At 67.7% G+C, this 20,233-nt stretch carries 19 protein-coding genes; 8 read left to right on the top strand and 11 right to left on the bottom strand.

The window, feature by feature from the left end:
• Window positions 1–8: 8 nt before the first annotated feature.
• From DOL89_RS01120 to DOL89_RS01110, 3 genes are all read right to left on the bottom strand, one after another.
• On the bottom strand, window positions 9–1,034 hold the full coding sequence (locus tag DOL89_RS01120; RefSeq protein ID WP_119677495.1) for a glycosyltransferase family 2 protein: 1,026 nt from the start codon (window positions 1,032–1,034) through the stop codon (window positions 9–11).
• A 100-nt stretch (window positions 1,035–1,134) separates the two neighbouring features.
• Window positions 1,135–2,748: a hypothetical protein gene (locus DOL89_RS01115; protein ID WP_225889847.1), complete on the bottom strand. Its 1,614-nt coding sequence runs from the start codon at window positions 2,746–2,748 to the stop codon at window positions 1,135–1,137.
• Between the two features lie 138 nt (window positions 2,749–2,886).
• Window positions 2,887–4,269 (bottom strand): pentapeptide repeat-containing protein, encoded by a 1,383-nt coding sequence (locus DOL89_RS01110; RefSeq protein ID WP_119677494.1) that lies wholly within the window; start codon window positions 4,267–4,269, stop codon window positions 2,887–2,889.
• Window positions 4,270–4,634: 365 nt separating this feature from the next.
• Between DOL89_RS01110 and ffh the strand changes: the two genes are divergently transcribed.
• The 8 genes from ffh to DOL89_RS01075 all read left to right on the top strand — a co-directional run bounded on the left by ffh (window position 4,635) and on the right by DOL89_RS01075 (window position 10,854).
• On the top strand, window positions 4,635–5,993 hold the full coding sequence (ffh, locus tag DOL89_RS01105) for a signal recognition particle protein (RefSeq protein ID WP_119677493.1): 1,359 nt from the start codon (window positions 4,635–4,637) through the stop codon (window positions 5,991–5,993).
• 4 nt (window positions 5,994–5,997) lie between these two features.
• The gene (locus tag DOL89_RS01100) at window positions 5,998–6,402 is read left to right on the top strand and encodes a VOC family protein (RefSeq protein ID WP_225889846.1); all 405 of its coding nucleotides are present in this window, start codon (window positions 5,998–6,000) and stop codon (window positions 6,400–6,402) included.
• A gap of 29 nt (window positions 6,403–6,431) precedes the next feature.
• A complete protein-coding gene (rpsP, locus tag DOL89_RS01095) occupies window positions 6,432–6,776 on the top strand; it encodes a 30S ribosomal protein S16 (RefSeq protein WP_119677492.1) in 345 nt (114 codons plus the stop codon).
• A gap of 172 nt (window positions 6,777–6,948) precedes the next feature.
• On the top strand, window positions 6,949–7,566 hold the full coding sequence (rimM, locus tag DOL89_RS01090; protein ID WP_119677491.1) for a ribosome maturation factor RimM: 618 nt from the start codon (window positions 6,949–6,951) through the stop codon (window positions 7,564–7,566).
• A 77-nt stretch (window positions 7,567–7,643) separates the two neighbouring features.
• A complete protein-coding gene (trmD, locus tag DOL89_RS01085; protein ID WP_119680156.1) occupies window positions 7,644–8,417 on the top strand; it encodes a tRNA (guanosine(37)-N1)-methyltransferase TrmD in 774 nt (257 codons plus the stop codon).
• Window positions 8,414–8,803, top strand: coding sequence for a 50S ribosomal protein L19 (gene rplS, locus DOL89_RS01080; RefSeq protein WP_119677490.1), 390 nt, complete (start codon window positions 8,414–8,416; stop codon window positions 8,801–8,803). Before trmD ends, rplS begins: the two co-directional genes overlap by 4 nt.
• Before the next feature lie 90 nt (window positions 8,804–8,893).
• Window positions 8,894–9,052: a hypothetical protein gene (locus tag DOL89_RS24700; RefSeq protein WP_162937256.1), complete on the top strand. Its 159-nt coding sequence runs from the start codon at window positions 8,894–8,896 to the stop codon at window positions 9,050–9,052.
• 149 nt (window positions 9,053–9,201) lie between these two features.
• Window positions 9,202–10,854 (top strand): ABC-F family ATP-binding cassette domain-containing protein, encoded by a 1,653-nt coding sequence (locus tag DOL89_RS01075; protein ID WP_119677489.1) that lies wholly within the window; start codon window positions 9,202–9,204, stop codon window positions 10,852–10,854.
• Window positions 10,855–10,911: 57 nt separating this feature from the next.
• On the opposite strand, the gene DOL89_RS01070 is transcribed toward DOL89_RS01075, so the two are convergent.
• From DOL89_RS01070 to typA, 8 genes are all read right to left on the bottom strand, one after another.
• Window positions 10,912–11,463 carry a DUF2087 domain-containing protein gene (locus tag DOL89_RS01070; protein WP_119677488.1) on the bottom strand — a complete coding sequence of 184 codons (552 nt, stop codon included), beginning with the start codon at window positions 11,461–11,463 and terminating at the stop codon, window positions 10,912–10,914.
• A gap of 185 nt (window positions 11,464–11,648) precedes the next feature.
• Window positions 11,649–12,086, bottom strand: coding sequence for an NUDIX hydrolase (locus DOL89_RS01065; protein ID WP_119677487.1), 438 nt, complete (start codon window positions 12,084–12,086; stop codon window positions 11,649–11,651).
• A gap of 88 nt (window positions 12,087–12,174) precedes the next feature.
• Window positions 12,175–12,897 carry an acetoacetyl-CoA reductase gene (phbB, locus tag DOL89_RS01060; RefSeq protein WP_119677486.1) on the bottom strand — a complete coding sequence of 241 codons (723 nt, stop codon included), beginning with the start codon at window positions 12,895–12,897 and terminating at the stop codon, window positions 12,175–12,177.
• 143 nt (window positions 12,898–13,040) lie between these two features.
• Entirely contained in the window at window positions 13,041–14,216 is a 1,176-nt protein-coding gene (locus DOL89_RS01055) for an acetyl-CoA C-acetyltransferase (protein ID WP_119677485.1), read from the bottom strand.
• Between the two features lie 230 nt (window positions 14,217–14,446).
• Complete coding sequence (locus DOL89_RS01050; RefSeq protein WP_119677484.1) at window positions 14,447–15,679, bottom strand: ABC transporter permease; 1,233 nt, start codon at window positions 15,677–15,679, stop codon at window positions 14,447–14,449.
• A complete protein-coding gene (locus DOL89_RS01045; RefSeq protein ID WP_119677483.1) occupies window positions 15,676–16,440 on the bottom strand; it encodes an ABC transporter ATP-binding protein in 765 nt (254 codons plus the stop codon). The genes DOL89_RS01050 and DOL89_RS01045 overlap by 4 nt, the downstream gene beginning before the upstream one ends.
• On the bottom strand, window positions 16,437–17,912 hold the full coding sequence (locus tag DOL89_RS01040; protein WP_119677482.1) for an efflux RND transporter periplasmic adaptor subunit: 1,476 nt from the start codon (window positions 17,910–17,912) through the stop codon (window positions 16,437–16,439). Before DOL89_RS01040 ends, DOL89_RS01045 begins: the two co-directional genes overlap by 4 nt.
• A 278-nt stretch (window positions 17,913–18,190) precedes the next feature.
• Entirely contained in the window at window positions 18,191–20,017 is a 1,827-nt protein-coding gene (gene typA, locus DOL89_RS01035; protein WP_119680155.1) for a translational GTPase TypA, read from the bottom strand.
• Window positions 20,018–20,233: the final 216 nt, after the last annotated feature.

Below are 20,233 nucleotides of genomic sequence, written 5' to 3'. Positions count from 1 at the left end.
TAGCGGCCTCACACAGGCTTGGTCGTGTCGCCGGATATGCTGTCCGGGTTGAAGTCCGGAGCGGGGATTTCAAGATACTTCAACCGCTTCATCTCCCGCCGCCCACGGGTCACCGTGTCCAGCACCAGCCCGCAGGCCAGCGACAGGAAGCTGAGCAGGCCGAGGCCCGTCGCCAGCACGGCCGTGGGGAAGCGGGGGACCAGACCGGTCTGGTAATAGGTGATGAAGATCGGGATGGAGATGCCGATCGAGGCCATCGCCAGGACAAGCGCCACGAGCCCGAAGGATTGCAGCGGCCGCTCCTCCTTCACCAGCTTGCCGATCATCCACAGGATGCGGAAGCCGTCGCGGAAGGTGGAGAGCTTGGAGGTGGAGCCGGGGGCGCGGTCCTTGTAGGGCGTCTCCACCTCGCCGATGGGCATGCGCATCTCAAGCGCGTGCACCACCAGCTCCGTCTCGATCTCGAACCCGCCGGCCAGCACGGGGAAGCTCTTGACGAAGCGGCGGGAGAAGACGCGGTAGCCGGACAGCATGTCCTCCGTCCGCTTGCCGAACACGGTGGTGACCAGCCCGGTCAGCAGCTTGTTCCCGAAGCGGTGGCCCTTGCGGTAATTGTCCCAGTCGGTGACGCGGGCGCCATTCACCATGTCCAACTGCTCGGCCACCAGCTTGCGTACAAGCTCGCCGGCCTTGCTGGCGTCGTAGGTGTCGTCGCCATCGACCATCACATACACGTCCGCCTCCACATCGGCGAACATGCGGCGGACCACATTGCCCTTGCCCTGCAACGTCTCCCGCCGGACCACGGCGCCGGCGGCGCGCGCCACCTCCACCGTCCGGTCCTTGGAGTTGTTGTCATAGACATAGACGGTGGCATCCGGCAGGGCGGCCTGGAAGTCGCGCACCACCTTGGCGATGCTCGACTCCTCATTATAGCAGGGCACCAGGACGGCGATGCGGGGGGCCACGGGCGCGCTGGCCGTCGCTGTCGGCGTGGTCAGGGTGTGCAGCGTGGCAGAGGACGGAACGGACATAGGTCTCAGGGTCCTGTCGGACAATTGGAACGCCGCATTATAACACGGAATGCGGCGGGAGGATGACGCTGGCAGGAGCACCCCCAATGCGCAGAGGGCTTTATGCTCCCGCCTTGTGAACGCGGCAGAGCATCATCGGTTCATCCAGGTTCGACGTGACCGGCCGGCAATCTTCCATATCGGCCCGCAGACCGTAGCGGGGCAGGATGTCGTCCGCCGTCCAGACCTCCCAATGGGCTACCAGCAGGTAGAAATCCCCGTCATGGGCCGCGATGGCGTCGGCCATCTTCCGGTTCAACCCGGTCGGGCCCTGGTCGGGATGCTGGAAATAGCTGTGCAACCGGTAGACCGGCGCCTGCGGCGGGAAGCCGGTGGTGAGAAAGCTGGTCGGGGCGAATCCGGTCTGGAGCAGGATCGTGTTGTCCGGGTCCGGAAGCTCCGGGGCCTGGATTTCCACGAACCGGTCGGTCCAGGCGATGCGGCCCCAGGTGCCGGGCTGTATCGTTACCGCCGCCAGCACCAGAAGCGCCGCCACGATCCCCTGCCGCGCCCGCATCCCCACCGGCCAGAGCGGGGCTGCCGCGATCAGCAGCAGTGGGGCCGCCATCTCCAGCGGGATCAGGTAGCGATAGATGGCGAACAGCTTCAGCCAGACCAGATAGGTCAGCACGCCGGCCGCCAACACGTAACGGGCTGCAGGCGTCACCCGGGAGGCCTGGCCGCGCAGGCGCGAGACCAGCCAGATCAGCCCGGTGGCGATCAGAACCACGTAGGCGACCGGGATGCGCAGGTCGCGGAACGCGATCTCTCCCACCTCCGTCTGGTCGGCCAGCCAGAGGAAGGGGAAGGCCACGGCTTCCCCCAGGCTCTTCGGCACGAACTTGTCGTCGCGGTAGGCCTCCGGCGTCGCCCAGGGGCTTTCGAAGATGTGGTTGAAGTAGGGGAAGAGCGGGTTCTGGTAGGCGTCCCAGAGATGCAGCATCCAGTGGCCGCTGAAGATCAGCATGCCGGCGATGATGCCGATGCCGAAGAAGAAGGCGGTGAACATCCGCCGCCAGAAGCCGCTGGCCACCGCCAGGAAGGCGAAACAGAGCCCCACCGCATAGGGCAGCGTGGGCTGCTTCAGCCCCACGGCGCTGCCGACCAGCAGGCCGGCGATGCCGACGATCAGGAAGGCCGGCCCCGCGGGACCGCCCCAGACCAACTCCGCCCGCGCCACGACGAGCCACAGCCCGCCCAGCACGAACAGGCTGATGACATTGTCATAGAAGGTGGTGCCGATCAGCCCGATCTGACCGCCGCCCAGGAAGCAGACCAGCGCCACCGCGGCGGCCGCCAGCGTCCGCCCCCTGCCCTCGGCCTGCGCCACCAGGGGGGCGAGCAGAACCCAGGCGATGCCATAGAGCGGCACGAGGTTCAGCCCCTGCACGGCCCCCAGCAGGAACCCTACCGCCCTGGCCGGCAGCGCCTGCGCCAGCCAATAGACCGGCAGGTCCAGGGTGGGATTGTACCAGGTCGCCACCTGCGCCGGCCCGACATCCTGGTCCAACCGGCCGGTCAGGAAGGCGTGGGCATTGTACCAGTGGTAGTTCCGCAGATCCCAATTCGCATCCTGCCCCAACATCAGCGACAGCAGGCCGCCCAGAACGGGCGACAGGATCAGGAGGGTGAGAAGGCCGGCACGGCGGGTACGGTCGGGCGACGGAACGGGCATGGATCAGCGACCTGGACGAATGAAAAGCGGATGCCAGGGAATGAACGCGGCAGCGGCCGAATAGGCCCCGAATGCGGCGGCGATGGGGCGCAGCCTCGGTAGGCCGGGGAAAGACCGGTTCAGGGGCCCCGCGGTCCGTCAGTCCGCCGCGCGGGTCCGCACGGCGGCGTCCAGCCGGGCGCCTGTGGTCCTGACGTCCGACAGATCCGTGCCGGAAAGGTCGGCGTCGCGGCAGTCGGCGTCCGACAGGTCGGCTCCGGTCATGCGCGCATCGGCCAGATTTGCGCCGGTGAGTTTGGCCGCCACCAGACTGGCCTGGGCCAGGACGCAGCGGTTCAGGATCGCGCCCGTCATGTCCGCGCCGTCCAGCCGGGCCCGGTGCAGGTTGGCGCTCCACAGCCGGCCGGCGCCGGACTGGATGTGCACGGGGCCGATATCCGCCTGCACCAGTGTGGCTCCGGTGAGGGTCGCCCGCTCCAGCGAGACGCCGCGCAGGTCCGTCCGGCTGAGTGCGGCATCGCGCAGATCGGCCAGGGACAGGTCGGCCATGGCAAGGGACGCCCTTTCCAGATTGGCCCCGGTCAGGACGGCGCAATGCATCAGCGCGGCGGAAAGGTTCGCCCCGGAAAGATCGATGCCGGTCAGATCCAGCCCCGACAGATCGGCGCGCAACCCGTCCTTTCCGTTGGTTTCCACCCAGACGGCATGGCTGGCCAGGATTTCCACCAGATCGAGGCCGCTATCCGCCGGCGTACGGGCAACCACGGCATCGCTCATATCGGCCGAGCGGCGGGTCATCTCATCCATGATGACGCCGATCAGCACCGCGTTGGTGAAGCGGGTCTGGTTCAGGTCCGCCCCCGACAGGTTGGCCCCGGCCAGCCGCGCGCCGGACAGGTTCGCCTCCCGCAGGTCCGCCCCCTGGAGATCGCAGCCGGTGAGGTTGGAATTGGTGAGGTTGGAGCGCCCGAACTTGGTGCCGCGCATCACCGCATCCGTCAGATCCGTCTGCATGACGAAGGCGTTGGAGACCCGCGCGCGCGACAGGTCGGCCGCGCGGATGGTGGCGACCGACATCTCCGTATGCACGGGCACGGCCTCGAACTCGTGCATCGTCATCTCGCCGTTCTTGCGAACATGCATGATGGTGCCGTCGCGCAGATCGGTTTCCACCATGGTGGCTTCCGACAGAACGGTCCCGCGCAGGCAGGCCCCGCGCAGGTCGGCGCGGCGCAGGTCGGCCCGTTCCAGATTGGCGAGGCGCAGGTCGGCGGCATAGAGATTCGCCCCGGCCAGCACCGCCCCGGTCAGTCGGGCGCCGAACAGCTTGGCCCCGGACAGATCGGCGTCCGACAGGTCGCAGCCCGCCAGATCCATGTGGGAGAGGTCGCGGAGCTTCAGATTGGCCCTGATGCCGCCCGGCTGCCGCCGGACGAAAGCCATGTGCTTGGATACAATGGACTGGAGCTCCGCCGCGGTGACCCGCGTCCGGTCAGGCTCACGCCCCATGCTACCAGCCATGCGCACCCTCCGCTTTGCAGCCCGCACAGGCACAGTCGATAAGAGCACCGCTATTTTGCGCGGCGCCGATCAACTGGACTGTACCACGTTCGAGCAGGGCAAGTTCCAGATTATTTCGAAGCCCTTACCAAAACCGGGCAATATGCATACCACGAAAGATAGCAGCCTTGCCATGCGCTTTCGGGCCACGCAGCCCTCGTGCCCGGCCGCTGTGATTGACAGTGCGGGCCGAAGCCTCTATCTAACCGGCTCCCTCAATGGGGAACCGAAATCCGCGCCAAGGCGCGACGCCAGTCCGCGAGTATCCGCGCACTGGCGCTTTTGCGTTTGGCGGTATGGAACCGTGACATGTTCGAAGGGCGCACATGTTTGAAGGGCTGAGCGGACGGCTGGGCGACATTTTCGACCGCCTGCGCAAGCGCGGGGCGTTGTCGGAAGACGATGTCAACGCGGCCCTGCGCGAGGTGCGCATCGCGCTGCTGGAGGCCGACGTAGCCCTTCCGGCGGTGAAGGCCTTCGTGTCCGGCGTCCGGGAGAAGGCCGTCGGGCAGGAGGTGCTGCGCAGCGTCACCCCCGGCCAGCAGGTCATCAAGATTGTGCACGACCATCTGGTCGAGCTGCTGGGCCAGACCTCGGAAAGCATCAACCTCAACGCCGTCCCGCCGGTGCCGGTGCTGATGCTGGGCCTGCAGGGTTCGGGCAAGACCACCACCAGCGCCAAGATCGCCCTGCGCCTGAAGACGCGGGAAAAGAAGAAGGTGCTGATGGCCTCCCTGGACACCCGCCGTCCGGCGGCCCAGGAGCAGTTGAAGGTGCTGGGCGAGCAGGTGGGCGTCGCCACCCTGCCCATCGTTGCCGGCCAGACCCCGGTGCAGATCGCCCGCCGCGCCATGGAGACGGGCCGGCTGGAAGGCTATGACGTCGTCATCCTGGACACCGCCGGCCGCCTTGCCATCGACGATGAGCTGATGCAGGAGGTGGTGGAGATCCGCGACGCCGCCAAGCCTGTGGAAAGCCTGCTGGTGGTGGATGCCATGACCGGCCAGGACGCCGTCACCGTCGCCACCAACTTCAATGAGCGCGTCGGCATCACCGGCATCGTGATGACCCGCATCGACGGCGACGCCCGCGGCGGTGCGGCGCTGTCCATGCGCCATGTCACTGGCAAGCCGATCAAGCTGCTGGGCGTCGGCGAGAAGGCGGACGCGCTGGAGGCCTTCCATCCCGACCGCATCGCCGGCCGCATCCTGGGCATGGGCGACGTGGTCAGCCTGGTGGAGAAGGCCGCCGAGAGCATCGACCGGGAAGAGGCCGAGAAGCTCGCCAAGAAGATGGAGAAGGGCGGCTTCGACCTGGACGACATGCTGTCCCAGATGCGCCAGATCAAGAAGATGGGCGGCATGGGCGGGATGCTGGGCATGCTGCCCGGCGTCGCGAAGATCAAGGACCAGATGAAGAACGCCAACATCGACGAGGGCATCCTGAAGAAGCAGGAAGCCATCATTCTGTCGATGACCAAGGCGGAGCGGAAGAAGCCGGAGCTGCTGAACGCCAGCCGCCGCCGGCGCATCGCCCTGGGGTCCGGCACCACCGTCGCGGACGTGAACCGGCTGATCAAGCAGTTCCAGGACATGTCCCAGATGATGAAGAAGATGAAGAAGCTGGGGCAGAAGGGCCTGATGCGCCAGGGGTTGAGCGCGCTGCTGCCGAAGGGGATGCGCTGACGCCATGCTGGTCGCGCACGTCTCCCTCGGGGTCTCCGACCTCCCCCGCTCCGCCGCCTTCTACGACAAGGTGCTGGCGACGCTGGGCGTCGGGCGTCTGTTCGAGGATCACGACCACATCGCCTATGGGCGGCGGGGCGAGACCTTCTTCATCATCAACCTGCCGCTCGACCCTGCACGGGGCGAGGCGCGGTTCAACAATGGCGGCCATATCTGCTTCCGTGCGGCCAGCACGGAGCAGGTGCAGGCCTTCCATCGCGTGGCGCTGGAGAACGGTGCCACGGACAATGGCGGTCCGGGCCTGCGCCCGCACTATACGCCGACCTACTACGCCGCCTTCGTGCTCGATCCGGACGGGCACAATATCGAGGCGGTGACCTACGTTCCGGAAAGCCCCGAGCAGGGCTGACACATCAAGAGAGAAGAGGACCAGTACCCATGTCCGTGAAGATTCGCCTGACCCGCGGTGGCGCCAAGAAGCGTCCGTTCTACGCCATCGTCGTGGCCAACAGCCGCGCCCCGCGCGACGGCTCCTTCATCGAGAAGGTCGGCACCTACAACCCGATGGTCCCGCAGGACCATCCGGAGCGCGTGACCCTGAAGGAAGATCGCATCAAGGAGTGGCTGGCCAAGGGCGCCCAGCCGACCGACCGCGTCGCCAAGATGCTAGGCAAGGCCAACATCATCGAGATGCCCAAGTTCCGCGACACCCCGAAGAAGTCCGCCCCGAAGGCGAAGGCCCAGGAGCGCGCCAAGGCCGCCGCCGCCGGCGCCGCGGAGTAATCCGGGCACGGACATGGGCGGGAGGGCGCATCCCTCCCGCTTCCCGGTTCCCCGGCCGGTCCGGCAATCCCGATTTTCCGTTACCCCGGCGAAGGCCGGGGCGGCGGGACAGTAGGGGTCTGCCGCTCCGGCCTGGGCATCGGCAAGCTCACACGTTCAGAATCAGGCTGTCATGTCAGACCGCGTTTGCGTTGCCCAGATCGTCGGCTCCCACGGGGTGCACGGGCGGGTGAAGCTGAAGAGCTTCACCGAAGTGCCGGAGGATGTCTTCGGCTACATGCCCTTGACCGATGAGAAGGGGACGAAGCCCCTCACCCTCGCCATGACCGGCACGGGCAAGGATCATTTCCTGGCTTCGGTCGAGGGGGTGAAGGACCGCAACGCCGCCGACGCGCTGAAGGGCCTCCGCCTCTATGTCGGCCGGGACCGGCTGCCGGCCCCGGAGGATGAGGACGAGTTCTACCATGCGGACCTGATCGGCCTGGAGGCCGTGACGGAGTCCGGCGATGTCTTCGGCACCGTCAAGGCGCTGTACGATTTCGGCGCCGGCGACATGGTGGAGTTCGCCCTGCCCAACGGGAAGACGGTCTTCGTGCCCTTCACCAAGGCCTGCGTGCCGGTGGTGGACGTGAAGGCCGGCCGCCTGATCGTCGCCCCGCCGGACAACCTGTTCGCCTCCGCCGGTCCCCAGCTCACGCCCGAGCAGGAGAACGAGATTGTGGAGATCGAGCTGGATGACGGGAACGAGGCCGACGGGGAGCAGACCGGCGCAGAGGAGAGCCGTCCGTGACCACGGACGCGCCCGACCTTCCGGGCGAAAGCCCGCGCCAGCCCTGGCGCGTGCGGGTGCTGACCCTGTTCCCGGAGATGTTCCCCGGGCCGCTGGGGCAGAGCCTGGCCGGGAAGGCGTTGGAAAACGGGACCTGGACGCTGGAAACAGTGGACATAAGGTCGTTCGCGCGCGATAAGCATCGCTCCGTGGACGACACCCCGTTCGGCGGCGGACCCGGTATGGTCATGCGGCCCGATGTTCTGGATGCGGCGCTCAGCGATACGCTGGCACGCGGGCCGGAACGGGGACGGGTGATCTATCTCAGCCCACGCGGACGGGTCCTGGACCAGGAACTGGTGCGGGAACTCGCGGCGGCTCCCGTCGTGACGCTGCTCTGCGGCCGCTATGAAGGGGTCGATGAGCGGGTGATCGAGGAACATCGCCTGGAGGAGGTCTCCCTGGGCGATTTCGTGCTGTCGGGCGGCGAGCCCGCGGCGCTCTGCCTGATCGACGCCGTGGTCCGGCTTCTGCCGGGGGTCATGGGCAATGTCGAAACGGCCGGGGAAGAGAGTTTTGAGCGGGGGCTCCTCGAGTACCCGCACTACACAAGGCCCGCCGAATGGCGCGGCCGCATGGTGCCGGAAGTCCTTTTATCCGGCCATCATGGGAATGTCCGGGCTTGGCGGCTCGAACAGGCGGAACGGATCACGGCGGAGCGTCGCCCCGATTTGTGGTCCCGATACCTGGAAAGCCGCCCGGCTCCAAAGGTGAACAAAAAACGCCGCGCCCGCAAGGCGACGGCCCTGCCAACCCAGACCGACGACCGGCAAGAGGCCGGCGGCGGAAGTACCGAAGGACAGTCGAGATGAATATCCTCCAGCAGCTCGAGCACGAGCAGGTTCAGAAGCTGACCGCCAACCGCGCCGTTCCGGAATTCTCCCCGGGCGACACCGTGAAGGTCAATGTGAAGGTGGTCGAAGGCAGCCGCGAGCGCGTCCAGGCCTATGAGGGCGTCGTGATCGCCCGCAAGAACGCCGGGCTGAACAGCAGCTTCACCGTGCGCAAGATCTCCTACGGCGAGGGCGTGGAGCGTATCTTCCCGCTGTACAGCCCGCGCATCGACAGCATCGAGGTCATCCGCAAGGGCGATGTCCGTCGCGCCAAGCTGTATTACCTGCGCGGCCGCCGCGGCAAGTCCGCCCGTATCGCCGAGCGCACCACCGGCCGCGGCATGAACGAGAAGGCCGAGGGCTGATCCCCTCCCCTTCCCGGCGCCAGCCGATGTGACGAAGCCCGCCGGGGAAATCCGGCGGGCTTTTCGCATTTCATGCCCAGGGAGACAGGCATGCGGGACTGGAAAGAGCTGGACGAGATCGAGCAGCTCGAACTGCGCGCAGCCTATGACCGCGAACTCGCCGACCAGCCGCCCACCTGCCTGATCGAGGAGAAGATCATGCGGTTCCGGGCATGGCTGGTGTCGAGGGGCATCGACTATCCGGCCTGATCCGGCCCAGACGCGCATTTTCCCGCGTCCGCCTATTTACATCCGATCTCGGATGTGTTTAAACAAGGCCACACACGAACAGGAGTATCGAGAGATGGATCGGAAGCACCGCTGAACCGCCCGTCCTGCGTTCACCGAGGTGCCGATCCATGCCCGTACCCTGTCTTTCCGCGGACCGTCTCTCGTTCGCCTGGTCTCCCGATACGCCTCTCTTCAACGATCTCAGCCTCAGCATCGGGGCGGAGCGGGTCGGGCTGGTCGGCGCCAATGGCGCGGGAAAGACCACCCTGCTGCGCCTGCTGCTGGGCGATCTCGCCCCTGCCTCCGGCCATGTGGCGCGCAGTGGCCGCTTCCTTTATCTCACCCAGCGGCCCGCCCCCCGAACCACGGTGGCACAGGCGCTGGGGATCGACAGGAAGCTGCAGGCGCTGGCCCGGATCGAAGCCGGCGGAACCGATCCGGCCGACTTCGATGCCGTCGGTGAGGATTGGGCCTTGGCCGAACGGGCGGCGGAGGCCCTGGCGCAAGCAGGTGTCCCCGACATCGCGCTGGACCGGCCGCTGTCCAGCCTCAGCGGCGGGCAGGCGACACGGGTGCGGCTGGCCCGCATCCACCTCGACAGGCCCGAACTGCTGGTGCTGGACGAGCCCACCAATGATCTCGATGCGGAGGGGCGGGCGGCGCTCTACACGATGGTCCGCGGCTGGCGGGGCGGGCTGCTGGCCGTCAGCCACGACCGCACCCTGCTGGAGGCGATGAACCGTATCGCCGAGTTGTCCGGCCTGGGGCTGCGCTGGTACGGCGGCAACTATTCCGCCTACCGCTCCGCCAAGGAGCTGGAGGTGATGGCGGCGGAGCGGCGGCTGGCCGATGCGGAGAAGGAACGCGACCGCATCCGCCGCACGGCGCAGGAGGCCGCGGAACGCGCCGCCCGCCGCGCCCGCATCGGCAAGGCCCAGCGGGACGGCAGCCAGTCGAAGATGCTGCTGGATGCCAGGGAGGATGCTGCGGAGAACCATGGCAGCCGCCTGCGCCGGCTGGCAGAACGACAGGCCGGGAATACGCTGGCGGAGCTGGAGGCGGCGCGGGCAGAGCTGGAAATCCGGCGCACCTTGTCCCTGGCGCTGCCCTCGACCGGCCTGCCGCGGGGCAAGAGCGTGCTGGTGATGGAGGATGTGGCGGCCCGGCACCCGGGTGCCGCCCGCCAAGCCCTATCCGGCCTGTCCCTTGCCCTGACCGGGCCGGAGCGGGTGGCGCTGGCTGGACCGAATGGGTCCGGCAAGAGCACCGCCCTGGCCGTAATCGCCGGACGCATTGCGCCGGAAGCCGGAACAGTGCGGCTGGGGGTGGAACGGTGGGCCCTGCTGGACCAGCGCCTGTCCCTACCGGCCGGCGGCACGGTGCTGGATGCCGTGCGCGCCCGGAACCCGGACCTGCCCGACCAAGCCTGCCGCGCGGCGCTCGCCACCTTCCTGTTCCGCAACAGCGCCGCGCTGAAGCCGGTCGCCCAGCTTTCCGGCGGGGAGCGTCTGCGCGCAGCCCTGGCGGCGGAACTGGCCGGCGCCCCGCCCCAACTCCTGATGCTGGACGAGCCCACCAATCATCTTGACCTGGAAAGCATGGAGGCGCTGGAAGCCGCCTTGCGGACTTATGACGGCGCCCTGCTGGTGGTCAGCCACGATCCCTGGTTCCTGGACGCCATCGGGATCGAGCGGGTGGTGGAGGTGGGAGCGACCCTGCCGCAGTCATTTCCCGCTCATCCTGAGCCCAACCGCCCTCATCCTGAGCCTGTCGCAGGGTGACCATCCGCGCAGCAACGGCAGGCTCAGGGTGAGGAGGACCATGGAGGCCGGCGCGGGTTAGCCCGGCTGCCGCTTGCGCCCAGTCACCTGCCGGATCAGGGCGACGGCCTCGGCCGGGGGTTCCCGTTCGATGCGCCAGTAGCTGCGGCCATCGGTGGTGCGGCCGATCATGCGGTAGTTCACCATTTCCCGGCGCAGCAGGACGTGATCGCCGAACATGTGCTGTTCGGCCAGCAGCACGTTCATCTCCGGCTCCGTGAAGGTCCGCCGCGGCGGCAGGCGGGACCAGAGCACCCAGAGGCAGGGTTCCTGGTGGCTGAACTTCGATGGCCAGCGGATCATCCGCCCGTCGGCTGCGAAGAACCGGGCCAGCTTGGCGAGCTTGACGAAATCCACCGCGGGCGGCGGTTCCGGCGCTGCCTCCAGCCGCTGCCGCGCTTCGAGCTGGGCGCGGAAATGCTGGAAATTCCGGTAGCCCGCGGATCGCGCCAGCATGTTCAGCATTTCCACATGGCCGGGCTGGCCGTCATGGCCGGCGAGCTGCGTGCGGAGGGATTTGGCAAGGGCGGAGATGTCCGCCGCCTGGAAGGGCAGAAACTCTTTAGACATGGCTTATCCCCATGGTGCCTGTCCGGGGAGGATGCCGGTGGTCGCCCTTCCGACGCGGCACGGGATAAGTGTCCGTCGAAAACTGATGAAGGCAGGTTTAGCTCCCCGACCGGGGTGGCGACGCCTGGGTGAACTGCCGACCGGGGCGGACCATAGCGCAGGCGGAGATTGCGGGCAAGACCCACTCATCCGCAACCCTGCCGCGCCGCCAGCGCCATCTCCAGCACCTCCAGCAGGGGCTGCCAGACGACGAGGCTGCGCCATTCCTGCGGTGTGGCCCAGCGGGCCTCCAGCACATCGGTGGCGGCCACCGGTTCCCCCGCCTGCCATTCGGCGACCACGTCCACGATGGTGTAGTGGAAGCGCACCCGCCCGTCCGGGTCCTGCACGATATTGTCCACGGCGGTGAGTACGGCGACCGGCCGTGCCGTGATGCAGGTCTCCTCCATCACCTCCCGCGCGGCAGTTTCGAACAGGGTCTCCCCCAACTCCTGGCTCCCGCCGGGCAGGCTCCACTCCCCCATGCCGGGCGGCTTGCCGCGCCGGATCAGCAGCAGGGCATCCCCTTTCCAGACAAGGACGCCGACGCCGACGCGCGGGTGATCGGGGAAGGTGTGGGACATGACCGGACCGGAGCTGTGTGAGTGGCCAGAACAGCAAACGGCCCCCGGACAGGGTCCAGGGGCCGCTGGAATTCCGATCCCGCAGGGATCAGTACATGTGCTGGCCGCCATTGATGGACAGGGTGGAGCCGGTGATGAAGCCGGCGTCGTCCGCCACCAGGAAGGCCACGCCGCGGGCGATCTCCTCCGCCTTGCCAAGGCGGCCGACGGGCACCTTGGCGACGATCTTCTCCAGCACGTTGGGCGGCACCGCGCGCACCATGTCGGTGTCGATATAGCCCGGCGCGATGGCGTTGACGGTGATGCCCTTCGCCGCCCCTTCCTGGGCCAGGGCCTTGGTGAAGCCGTGGATGCCGGACTTGGCCGCGGCGTAGTTCACCTGGCCGTACTGGCCGGCCTGCCCGTTGATGGAGCCGATATTGACGATCCGGCCGAAGCTGCGCTCCCGCATGCCGTCGATCACGCAACGGCACATGTTGAAGCAGCTCGTCAGGTTGGTCTGGATCACCGCGTTCCACTGCTCGGGGGTCATGCGGTGCATGACGCCGTCGCGGGTGATGCCGGCATTGTTCACCAGCACCTCCACCGGGCCGAGATCGCTCTCGATCTGCTTGATCGCGCTCTGGCAGGCCTCGAAGTCGCTGACATCGAACTTGTAGGCCGGGATGCCGGTGCGCTCGGTGAATTCCTGGGCAGCCTTCTCGTTGCCGGCATAGGTCGCCGCGACCTTGTAGCCCTTCTCCTTGAGTCCGACGGAGATCGCCTCGCCGATGCCGCGGGTGCCGCCGGTCACAACTGCCACTCGTGCCATGTTTCCCCCCTTATGGATGCAGGGCTCTGCCCTGACTGGTCCTAATTCTTCATGGGCCGTAAGACACTCTGCGTAAATTCTCCGACGCGCGGGGCTCCCCGCCGACGCCCGGGATTCCGGGTTCGGCGGGGGCTAACAGGCGATCAGTCGCGCTCCACGCACATGGCGACACCCATGCCGCCGCCGATGCACAGTGTGGCGAGGCCGCGCTTGGCGTCGCGCTTCTGCATTTCATGCAGCAGGGTGACCAGGACGCGGGCGCCCGAGGCGCCGATCGGATGGCCGAGCGCGATGGCCCCGCCATTGACGTTCACCCGGGAGGTGTCCCAGCCCAGATCCTTGTTCACGGCGCAGGCCTGCGCGGCGAAGGCCTCGTTCGCCTCGATCAGGTCAAGTTGGTCCGGGGTCCAGCCGGCCTTCTTCAGGGCGAGGCGGGAGGCCGGGATCGGGCCGGAGCCCATGATGGCCGGATCGACGCCGGCGGTGGCCCAGGAAACGATGCGGGCCAGGGGCTGCGCCCCGCGTTTGGCGGCGCTCTCGGCGCTCATCAGCACCAGGGCGGCGGCACCGTCATTGATGCCCGACGCATTGCCGGCGGTGACGGAACCGTCCTTCTTGAAGGCCGGGCGCAGCTTGGCCAGCGCCTCCGCCGTGGTGCCGTGCTTGGGATGCTCGTCCGTGTCGATCACGACATCGCCCTTGCGGCCCTTGATGGTGACGGGAACGATCTCATCCTTGAAGCGGCCGGCCTTCATGGCCGCTTCCGCCTTCTGCTGGCTGGCGGCAGCGAACTGGTCCTGCTGCTCGCGGGTGATCTGCCACTTCTCGGCCACGTTCTCGGCAGTGCCGCCCATGTGGTAGCCGTTGAAGGCGTCCCAGAGGCCGTCCTTGATCATGGTGTCGATCATGGACGCGTCGCCCATCTTGGTGCCGGCGCGCAGATGCATGCAGTGGGGCGCCTGGGACATGCTCTCCTGCCCGCCGGCGACGATGATGTCCGCATCGCCCAGCTTGATGGCCTGGAAGCCCAGCGCCACCGTGCGCAGGCCGGAGCCGCAGAGCTGGTTGATGCCATAGGCCGTCCGCTCCACCGGGATGCCGGCGTTGACGGCGGCCTGACGGGCCGGGTTCTGGCCGGTGCCGGCGGTCAGGACCTGGCCCAAGACCACCTCATCCACCTCCGCCGCGTCGGTCTTGGCGCGGGCCAGCGCCTCACGGATCGCGACCTCGCCCAGATAGTGGGCGGGAACGGTGCTGAGGCCGCCATTGAAGGCGCCGATGGGAGTGCGTGCCGCACCGGCGATGACGACGTCGACCATGGTGGTCCCTCCTGATCTTTTCGGTATGTATCCAGCCCGGGGCTGGTCAGGGGGAAGCTTACGAAGGAAAGCACGGCAGGCGCAAGGCAACCCGCGGGGCCTGTTCCCAGCCTTACCGCCAAATTGACCTGAATCAGGCGGCAAGACAGGTCAGGGCAGACCATGTGGATAGGGCCGCCCTCCGTCCGGGTCGGAAGCCCTCTCCGAACAGAGAGAGCTTCGCCTTCCGGTCACTCGAAGCGCAGGGCCTCAATGGGGTTCAGCCTGGCGGCGCGCCGGGCCGGGTAGAAACCGAAGAACACTCCCACCAGCAGGGAGGAGCCCAGGGCCAGCCCGACCATGGAAGGGTCCACCGCCACCGGCCAGTCCCCGAACTGCGCCATGGCGAAGGAACCAGCCATGCCGATCAGCCCGCCGATGGCCCCGCCCACAAGGCACAGGGTCACCGCCTCCACCAGGAACTGGCCCAGCACGTCGCGGGGGCGCGCGCCGACCGCGAGGCGGAGGCCGATCTCCCGCGTCCGCTCCGTCACCGACACCAGCATGATGTTCATGATGCCGATGCCGCCGACCAGGAGGGAGATGGCGGCCGTGGCGCCCAGCAGCAGGCCGAGCGTGGCCTGGGTCGCCGTCCGGGCCCGGATGAACTCCGCCAGGTTCCGGACGGAGAAGTCGTCCTGCCCGCCGGGGCGGATGCGCCGCCGCTCCCGCAGTAGGGTTTCAATATCCCCCTGCACCATGGCCATGTCCTCCCCCGGCTCGATCTGGATCAGCATTTGCTGGACCCGGTCGGGAACGGTGTCGTCGCGGCCGAACAGGCGGGTTCGGGCGGTGCTGACGGGCACCAGCACCAGATCGTCCTGGTCGGAGCCCATCATGTTGGCCCCCTTCTCCGCCAGCACGCCGATGATCTTGAAGGGGATGTTGCGGATGCGGATGGTCGCGCCGACCGGGTCCGCGCCCTCGAACATCTTCTCGGCCACGGTGCGGCCCAGCACGGCCACCTTGCCGGAGGAGCGGACCTCGCCGGCGCCAAAGAAACGGCCTTCGCCAATGCTCCAGTCGCGCACCTGCGGATAGTCCGGGCCGACGCCCAGCACGCTGGTGGTCCAGTTCACATTGCCCGCGACCAGCGGGGCGGAACCCTGGACCACGCCCACGGCGGTGACGACGCCCGGCACCCGGTTGGCGATGGCCTCCACATCCCCGTCGGAGAAGGGGGTGGCGGAACCGGACCCGCCGCGCCGCCCGCCCATGTTGGAGCTTCCGGGGAAGGCCATGAGCTGGTTGCTGCCAAGCGACTGGATCTGGCTTTCCACCACCTGGCGGGCGCCGCTGCTGATGGAGACCATGACGATGACGGAGGCGACGCCGATGATGACGCCCAGCATGGCGAGCAGGCTGCGGAGCGCGTTCAGCCGCAGGGCCTGGAACGCCACCAGCATCTGGGACCAGATTGTCATGACCGGCCCTCCCAGGGGCGCTGCTCGACATCCTCCGCGATCAGCCCGTCCCGGAACACAAGGCGGCGGCGGGCACGGGCGGCCACATCGGCCTCGTGCGTCACCAGCACGATGGTGATCCCCTCCTCCCGGTTCAGGCGGTCGAAGATGTCCATGATTTCGTCCGACATGCGGCTGTCCAAGGCGCCCGTCGGCTCGTCCGCCAGCAGGATGCGCGGGCGGTTGACCAGGGCACGGGCGATGGCGACGCGCTGCTGTTGCCCGCCGGAAAGCTGGGATGGGTGGTGGTCCGCCCGCTCCCCCAGCCCGACCATGCGCAGGCATTCCATGGCGCGTTCATGCCGGTTGCCCGGATGCCGGCCATAGAGAAGCGGCAGGGCCACATTGTCCACGGCGGCCGTGCGGGGCAGCAGGTGGAAATGCTGGAAGACGAAGCCCACCACCTGGTTCCGGAATCCCGCCAGCTCATCCGTGGACAGGCGCGACAGCTCCCGCCCCGCCACGGTCAGCGTGCCGGAGCTGGGCTGGTCGAGCGCCCCCAAGAGCCCCATCAGGGTGGACTTGCCGGAGCCGGAGGCCCCGGTGACCGCCACATAGTCGCCCTCGGCTATGTCCACATCGACGCCGCGCAGGGCGTGCACCTCGGTGTCGCCCATGCGGTAGGTCTTGGTCAGGCCGCGGCCGACGATCAGGGCGGCGGCCTGGGCGGTCACCGGCGCACGGTACCGTTCCGTCCCGACCTCCCGTTCGATCACGGTCATTCCGCACCTCCTGCCGGGACGCGGACGCGGGTGACGACACGGGCGCCCTCTTCCAGCCCGCCCAGCACTTCCGTCGCCATGTCGTCGGACAGGCCAACGCGGATACGGGCCGGGATCAGGTTCCCGTCATTGCCGCGGGTCCAGATCGTGGCCGCCCGGCCGCCGTCGGCCGGACGCTGGGGCGGGCGCATCTCACGGAACTTCGCCATCTGCTCTGCCGTCAGGATCGGCTCCAGCGCCTGGGCCATCTCCTGGCGGATCGCCTGCGGGTCGGGCGCAGGACCGCCGGCCTCGGCCGCCGCGCGGCGACGCTCGAACAAAGCGCGCATGGCCTGCCCGGCCTCCGTCTTCTGCACGTCGGTCAGGTTCAGCTCCTGCGCCAAGCGGTCCAGCATGGGGTTGCCGCCCGCCGCAGCGCCGGCCGTACCCGTTGCCGCGGCCTTGTGCTCCTCCGGCACCAGCGCCAGGGCGGTGCCGCGGGGCTGGAACCGCAACGCCTCGTTGGCGACCGTCAGGACATCGCTGCGCTCGCCGGACACGATCTCCACATTGGCCGTCATGCCGGGCAGCAGGCGACGGCCGGGGTTTTCGGCGGAGATGATGACCGTGTAGGTGACAACGGAGGAGGTCTCCGTCGGCTGAAGCCGGATCTGCTCCACCACGCCTGTGAAGTTGCGGTCGGGGAAGGCGTCCACCGTGAAGTTCACGGGATTGCCCTCCTGCACCTGGCCGATATCCGCCTCGTCCACCTGCGCTTCGATCTGCATGCGGGTCAGGTCGCCGGCGATGACGAACAGCACAGGCGCCTGAAGGCTGGCGGCCACGGTCTGGCCGAGATCGACGCTGCGGTCGATCACCGTTCCGTCGATGGGCGCGCGGATATAGGTGCGGTCCAGATCGATGCGGGCGCTGTCCAGGGCGGCGTCGCGCTGTTTCAGTGTCGCCTCCGCATTGGCCAGCTGCGCCTCCGCCACCGCCACATCGGCGCGAGCGACATCCAGCGCCGTCTTGGTCGCGTCATAGCTAGCGTCGGAGACGTTGCCGCGGGCGCGCAGGGATTCCGCGCGCTCGAAATCGGCCCGGGCCTTTTCCAGCGTGGCCTTGTTGCGCTGGAGCGTGGCGGTCTGGAGCTTCACCGAGGCGTTCGCCACCGCCACGGCCGCCTCCGCCTCGATCAGGCGGGTCTGGTAGGTGCGGGGGTCGATGCGGGCGATGGTCTGCCCCTCGGTCACCTGCGTGTTGTAGTCGGCCAGCAGCTCCAGAATCTGGCCGGAGAGCTGGGAGCCGACCTCCACCGTGGTCACGGCCCCGATCCGGCCGGAGGTGGCAACCACCTTCCGCACCGTCCCACGCTCCACCGCGGCAGTCTGGATATCAAGCTTGGGGGTGGAACCGGCGGACCAGCCCTGCCAGCCATAGGCAGCACCGGAAATGGCGATCACCGCAGCGGCGGCAGCAAGAAGACGCTTCACGGAAGAACCTCGACCACGGACGACGGGGGGCTGACCGGACGGCCCTGCGCCGGCTACCCATCAAGTGATACGAAGGAAGTGAAGAAACCCTGCGCCCGTCACGTGAAATTTATTTCAGGCGGATGGGGCCTTATCGGCAGTACCGTGCTGCCCAGGATGCGCATGGTCTGCGGCTGGTTTGTCTTCCACCAGCAGGCGACACCTTTCCGGCCCAAAGAAAAACCCCTGCCCTTCGCAGGGCAGGGGTTTTCCATTCACTCAGGCGAAGTCGCCGAAGCTCAGCCGGCCTCGGCCTGCTTCTCGGAGCGCTTGCGGGCGTTCGGGTCCAGCAGCTTCTTGCGCAGGCGGATGGACTTCGGCGTCACCTCCACCAGCTCGTCGTCCTGGATGTAGGACAGGGCCTTCTCCAGGCTCATGCGGATCGGCGGCGTCAGGACGACCGCCTCGTCCTTGCTGGTGGTGCGGATGTTGGTGAGCTTCTTGCCCTTCATGACATTGACCTCCAGGTCGTTGTCACGGGTGTGCTCGCCCACGATCATGCCCTCATACACCTTCCAGCCGGGCTCGATCATCATCGGGCCGCGGTCCTCCAGGTTCCACAGGGCGTAGGCCACGGCCTCGCCGTCGGAGTTGGAGATCAGCACGCCGTTGCGGCGGCCCGGGATCGGGCCCTTGTACGGGGCGTAGCTGTGGAACAGGCGGTTCAGCACGCCGGTGCCACGGGTATCGGTCAGGAACTCGCCCTGATAGCCGATCAGGCCGCGCGACGGGACGTGGAACACCAGGCGAAGCTTGCCCGCACCCGACGGCTTCATCTCCATCATGTCGCCCTTGCGCTCATTGAGCTTCTGGACGACGACGCCGGAGAACTCCTCATCCACGTCGATGACAACCTCCTCGATCGGCTCGAGGCGCTGGCCGGTGGTCGGATCGGTCTTCATGACGACGCGCGGACGGCTGATGGACAGCTCGAAGCCCTCGCGGCGCATGGTCTCGATCAGGATGCCGAGCTGCAGTTCGCCGCGGCCGGCCACCTCGTAGGCATCGGCATTCTCCGTCTCGCGAATCTGCAGGGCCACGTTGCCCTCGGCCTCGCGGAACAGGCGGTCGCGGATCATGCGGCTGGTGACCTTGTCGCCCTCGCGGCCCGCCAACGGGCTGTCATTGACGGAGAAGGTCATGGCCAGGGTCGGCGGGTCGATCGGCTGCGCGGCCAGCGGGTTCTCCACCGCCATGTCGCAGATGGTGTCGGCCACGGTGGCCTTGGTCAGGCCGGCGATGGCGACGATGTCGCCCGCCTCGGCCTCTTCCACCGGAATACGCTCCAGCCCGCGGAAGGCCAGCACCTTGGAGGCGCGGCCCTGCTCGATCAGCTTGCCGTCGCGGGACAGCGCCTTGATCGCCATGTTGGTCTTGACCCGGCCGGACTGGATGCGGCCCGTCAGGATGCGGCCCAGATAGGGGTTCGCCTCCAGCGTGGTCGCCAGCATGGTGAAGGGCTCCTCCACGCTGTCCACCTTCGGCGCCGGCACATGGTCGACGATGAGCTGGAACAGCGGAGTCAGGTCCTTGCGCTCGTCATTCAGGTCCCACACGGCCCAGCCGTTGCGGCCCGAAGCGAACAGAGTCGGGAAGTCGAGCTGCTCGTCGCTGGCGTCCAGGCTGGCGAACAGGTCGAAAATCTCGTTGTGAACCTCGTCGGGCCGCGCGTCGGAACGGTCGATCTTGTTGACGACGACCATCGGGCGCATGCCCAGCTTCAGCGCCTTGCCCAGCACGAACTTGGTCTGCGGCAGCGGGCCTTCCGCGCTGTCGACCAGCAGGCAGACACCGTCCACCATGTTCAGGATACGCTCCACCTCGCCGCCGAAGTCGGCGTGGCCCGGGGTATCGACGATGTTGATGCGGACGTCGTTCCAGACGACGCTGGTGCACTTCGCCAGGATGGTGATCCCGCGCTCACGCTCCAGGTCGTTGCTGTCCATGGCGCGCTCGGCGACCTGCTGGTTCTCGCGGAAAGTACCGGACTGCTTGAGCAGCATGTCCACCAGCGTGGTCTTTCCGTGGTCGACGTGCGCGATGATGGCGATGTTGCGCAGTTCCATGAAGTGCATCTCGAGTCTGAAGGGCGGTCGGGCCTGCCGCTCAGACGCGGGACCGGACGGCCATGAAAAAGACCCGGCCCCTCCTGCATGGCCGAAAGGCGTAGGCGGGAGGAGCCGGGTGGTTTCTTGCGTCGCAATATAGCGACCATGAACAGTCTGGGAAAGGGGGGCCTGCGCCGAAGCCGGTGGCGCTTCGCGCATGGCTGGCCGGACCAG

Origin of the sequence: Indioceanicola profundi, assembly GCF_003568845.1 — a bacterium.
Taxonomy (GTDB): domain Bacteria; phylum Pseudomonadota; class Alphaproteobacteria; order Azospirillales; family Azospirillaceae; genus Indioceanicola; species Indioceanicola profundi.
This window is presented reverse-complemented; position numbering and strand designations above follow the sequence as displayed.

Coding starts and splice junctions, on each gene's coding strand:
- DOL89_RS01120 (WP_119677495.1), bottom strand. CDS start 1,034: ATGTCCGTTCCGTCCTCTGCCACGCTGCACACCCTGACCACGCCGACA.
- DOL89_RS01115 (WP_225889847.1), bottom strand. CDS start 2,748: ATGCCCGTTCCGTCGCCCGACCGTACCCGCCGTGCCGGCCTTCTCACC.
- DOL89_RS01110 (WP_119677494.1), bottom strand. CDS start 4,269: ATGGCTGGTAGCATGGGGCGTGAGCCTGACCGGACGCGGGTCACCGCG.
- ffh (WP_119677493.1), top strand. CDS start 4,635: ATGTTTGAAGGGCTGAGCGGACGGCTGGGCGACATTTTCGACCGCCTG.
- DOL89_RS01100 (WP_225889846.1), top strand. CDS start 5,998: ATGCTGGTCGCGCACGTCTCCCTCGGGGTCTCCGACCTCCCCCGCTCC.
- rpsP (WP_119677492.1), top strand. CDS start 6,432: ATGTCCGTGAAGATTCGCCTGACCCGCGGTGGCGCCAAGAAGCGTCCG.
- rimM (WP_119677491.1), top strand. CDS start 6,949: ATGTCAGACCGCGTTTGCGTTGCCCAGATCGTCGGCTCCCACGGGGTG.
- trmD (WP_119680156.1), top strand. CDS start 7,644: ATGTTCCCCGGGCCGCTGGGGCAGAGCCTGGCCGGGAAGGCGTTGGAA.
- rplS (WP_119677490.1), top strand. CDS start 8,414: ATGAATATCCTCCAGCAGCTCGAGCACGAGCAGGTTCAGAAGCTGACC.
- DOL89_RS24700 (WP_162937256.1), top strand. CDS start 8,894: ATGCGGGACTGGAAAGAGCTGGACGAGATCGAGCAGCTCGAACTGCGC.
- DOL89_RS01075 (WP_119677489.1), top strand. CDS start 9,202: ATGCCCGTACCCTGTCTTTCCGCGGACCGTCTCTCGTTCGCCTGGTCT.
- DOL89_RS01070 (WP_119677488.1), bottom strand. CDS start 11,463: ATGTCTAAAGAGTTTCTGCCCTTCCAGGCGGCGGACATCTCCGCCCTT.
- DOL89_RS01065 (WP_119677487.1), bottom strand. CDS start 12,086: ATGTCCCACACCTTCCCCGATCACCCGCGCGTCGGCGTCGGCGTCCTT.
- phbB (WP_119677486.1), bottom strand. CDS start 12,897: ATGGCACGAGTGGCAGTTGTGACCGGCGGCACCCGCGGCATCGGCGAG.
- DOL89_RS01055 (WP_119677485.1), bottom strand. CDS start 14,216: ATGGTCGACGTCGTCATCGCCGGTGCGGCACGCACTCCCATCGGCGCC.
- DOL89_RS01050 (WP_119677484.1), bottom strand. CDS start 15,679: ATGACAATCTGGTCCCAGATGCTGGTGGCGTTCCAGGCCCTGCGGCTG.
- DOL89_RS01045 (WP_119677483.1), bottom strand. CDS start 16,440: ATGACCGTGATCGAACGGGAGGTCGGGACGGAACGGTACCGTGCGCCG.
- typA (WP_119680155.1), bottom strand. CDS start 20,017: ATGGAACTGCGCAACATCGCCATCATCGCGCACGTCGACCACGGAAAG.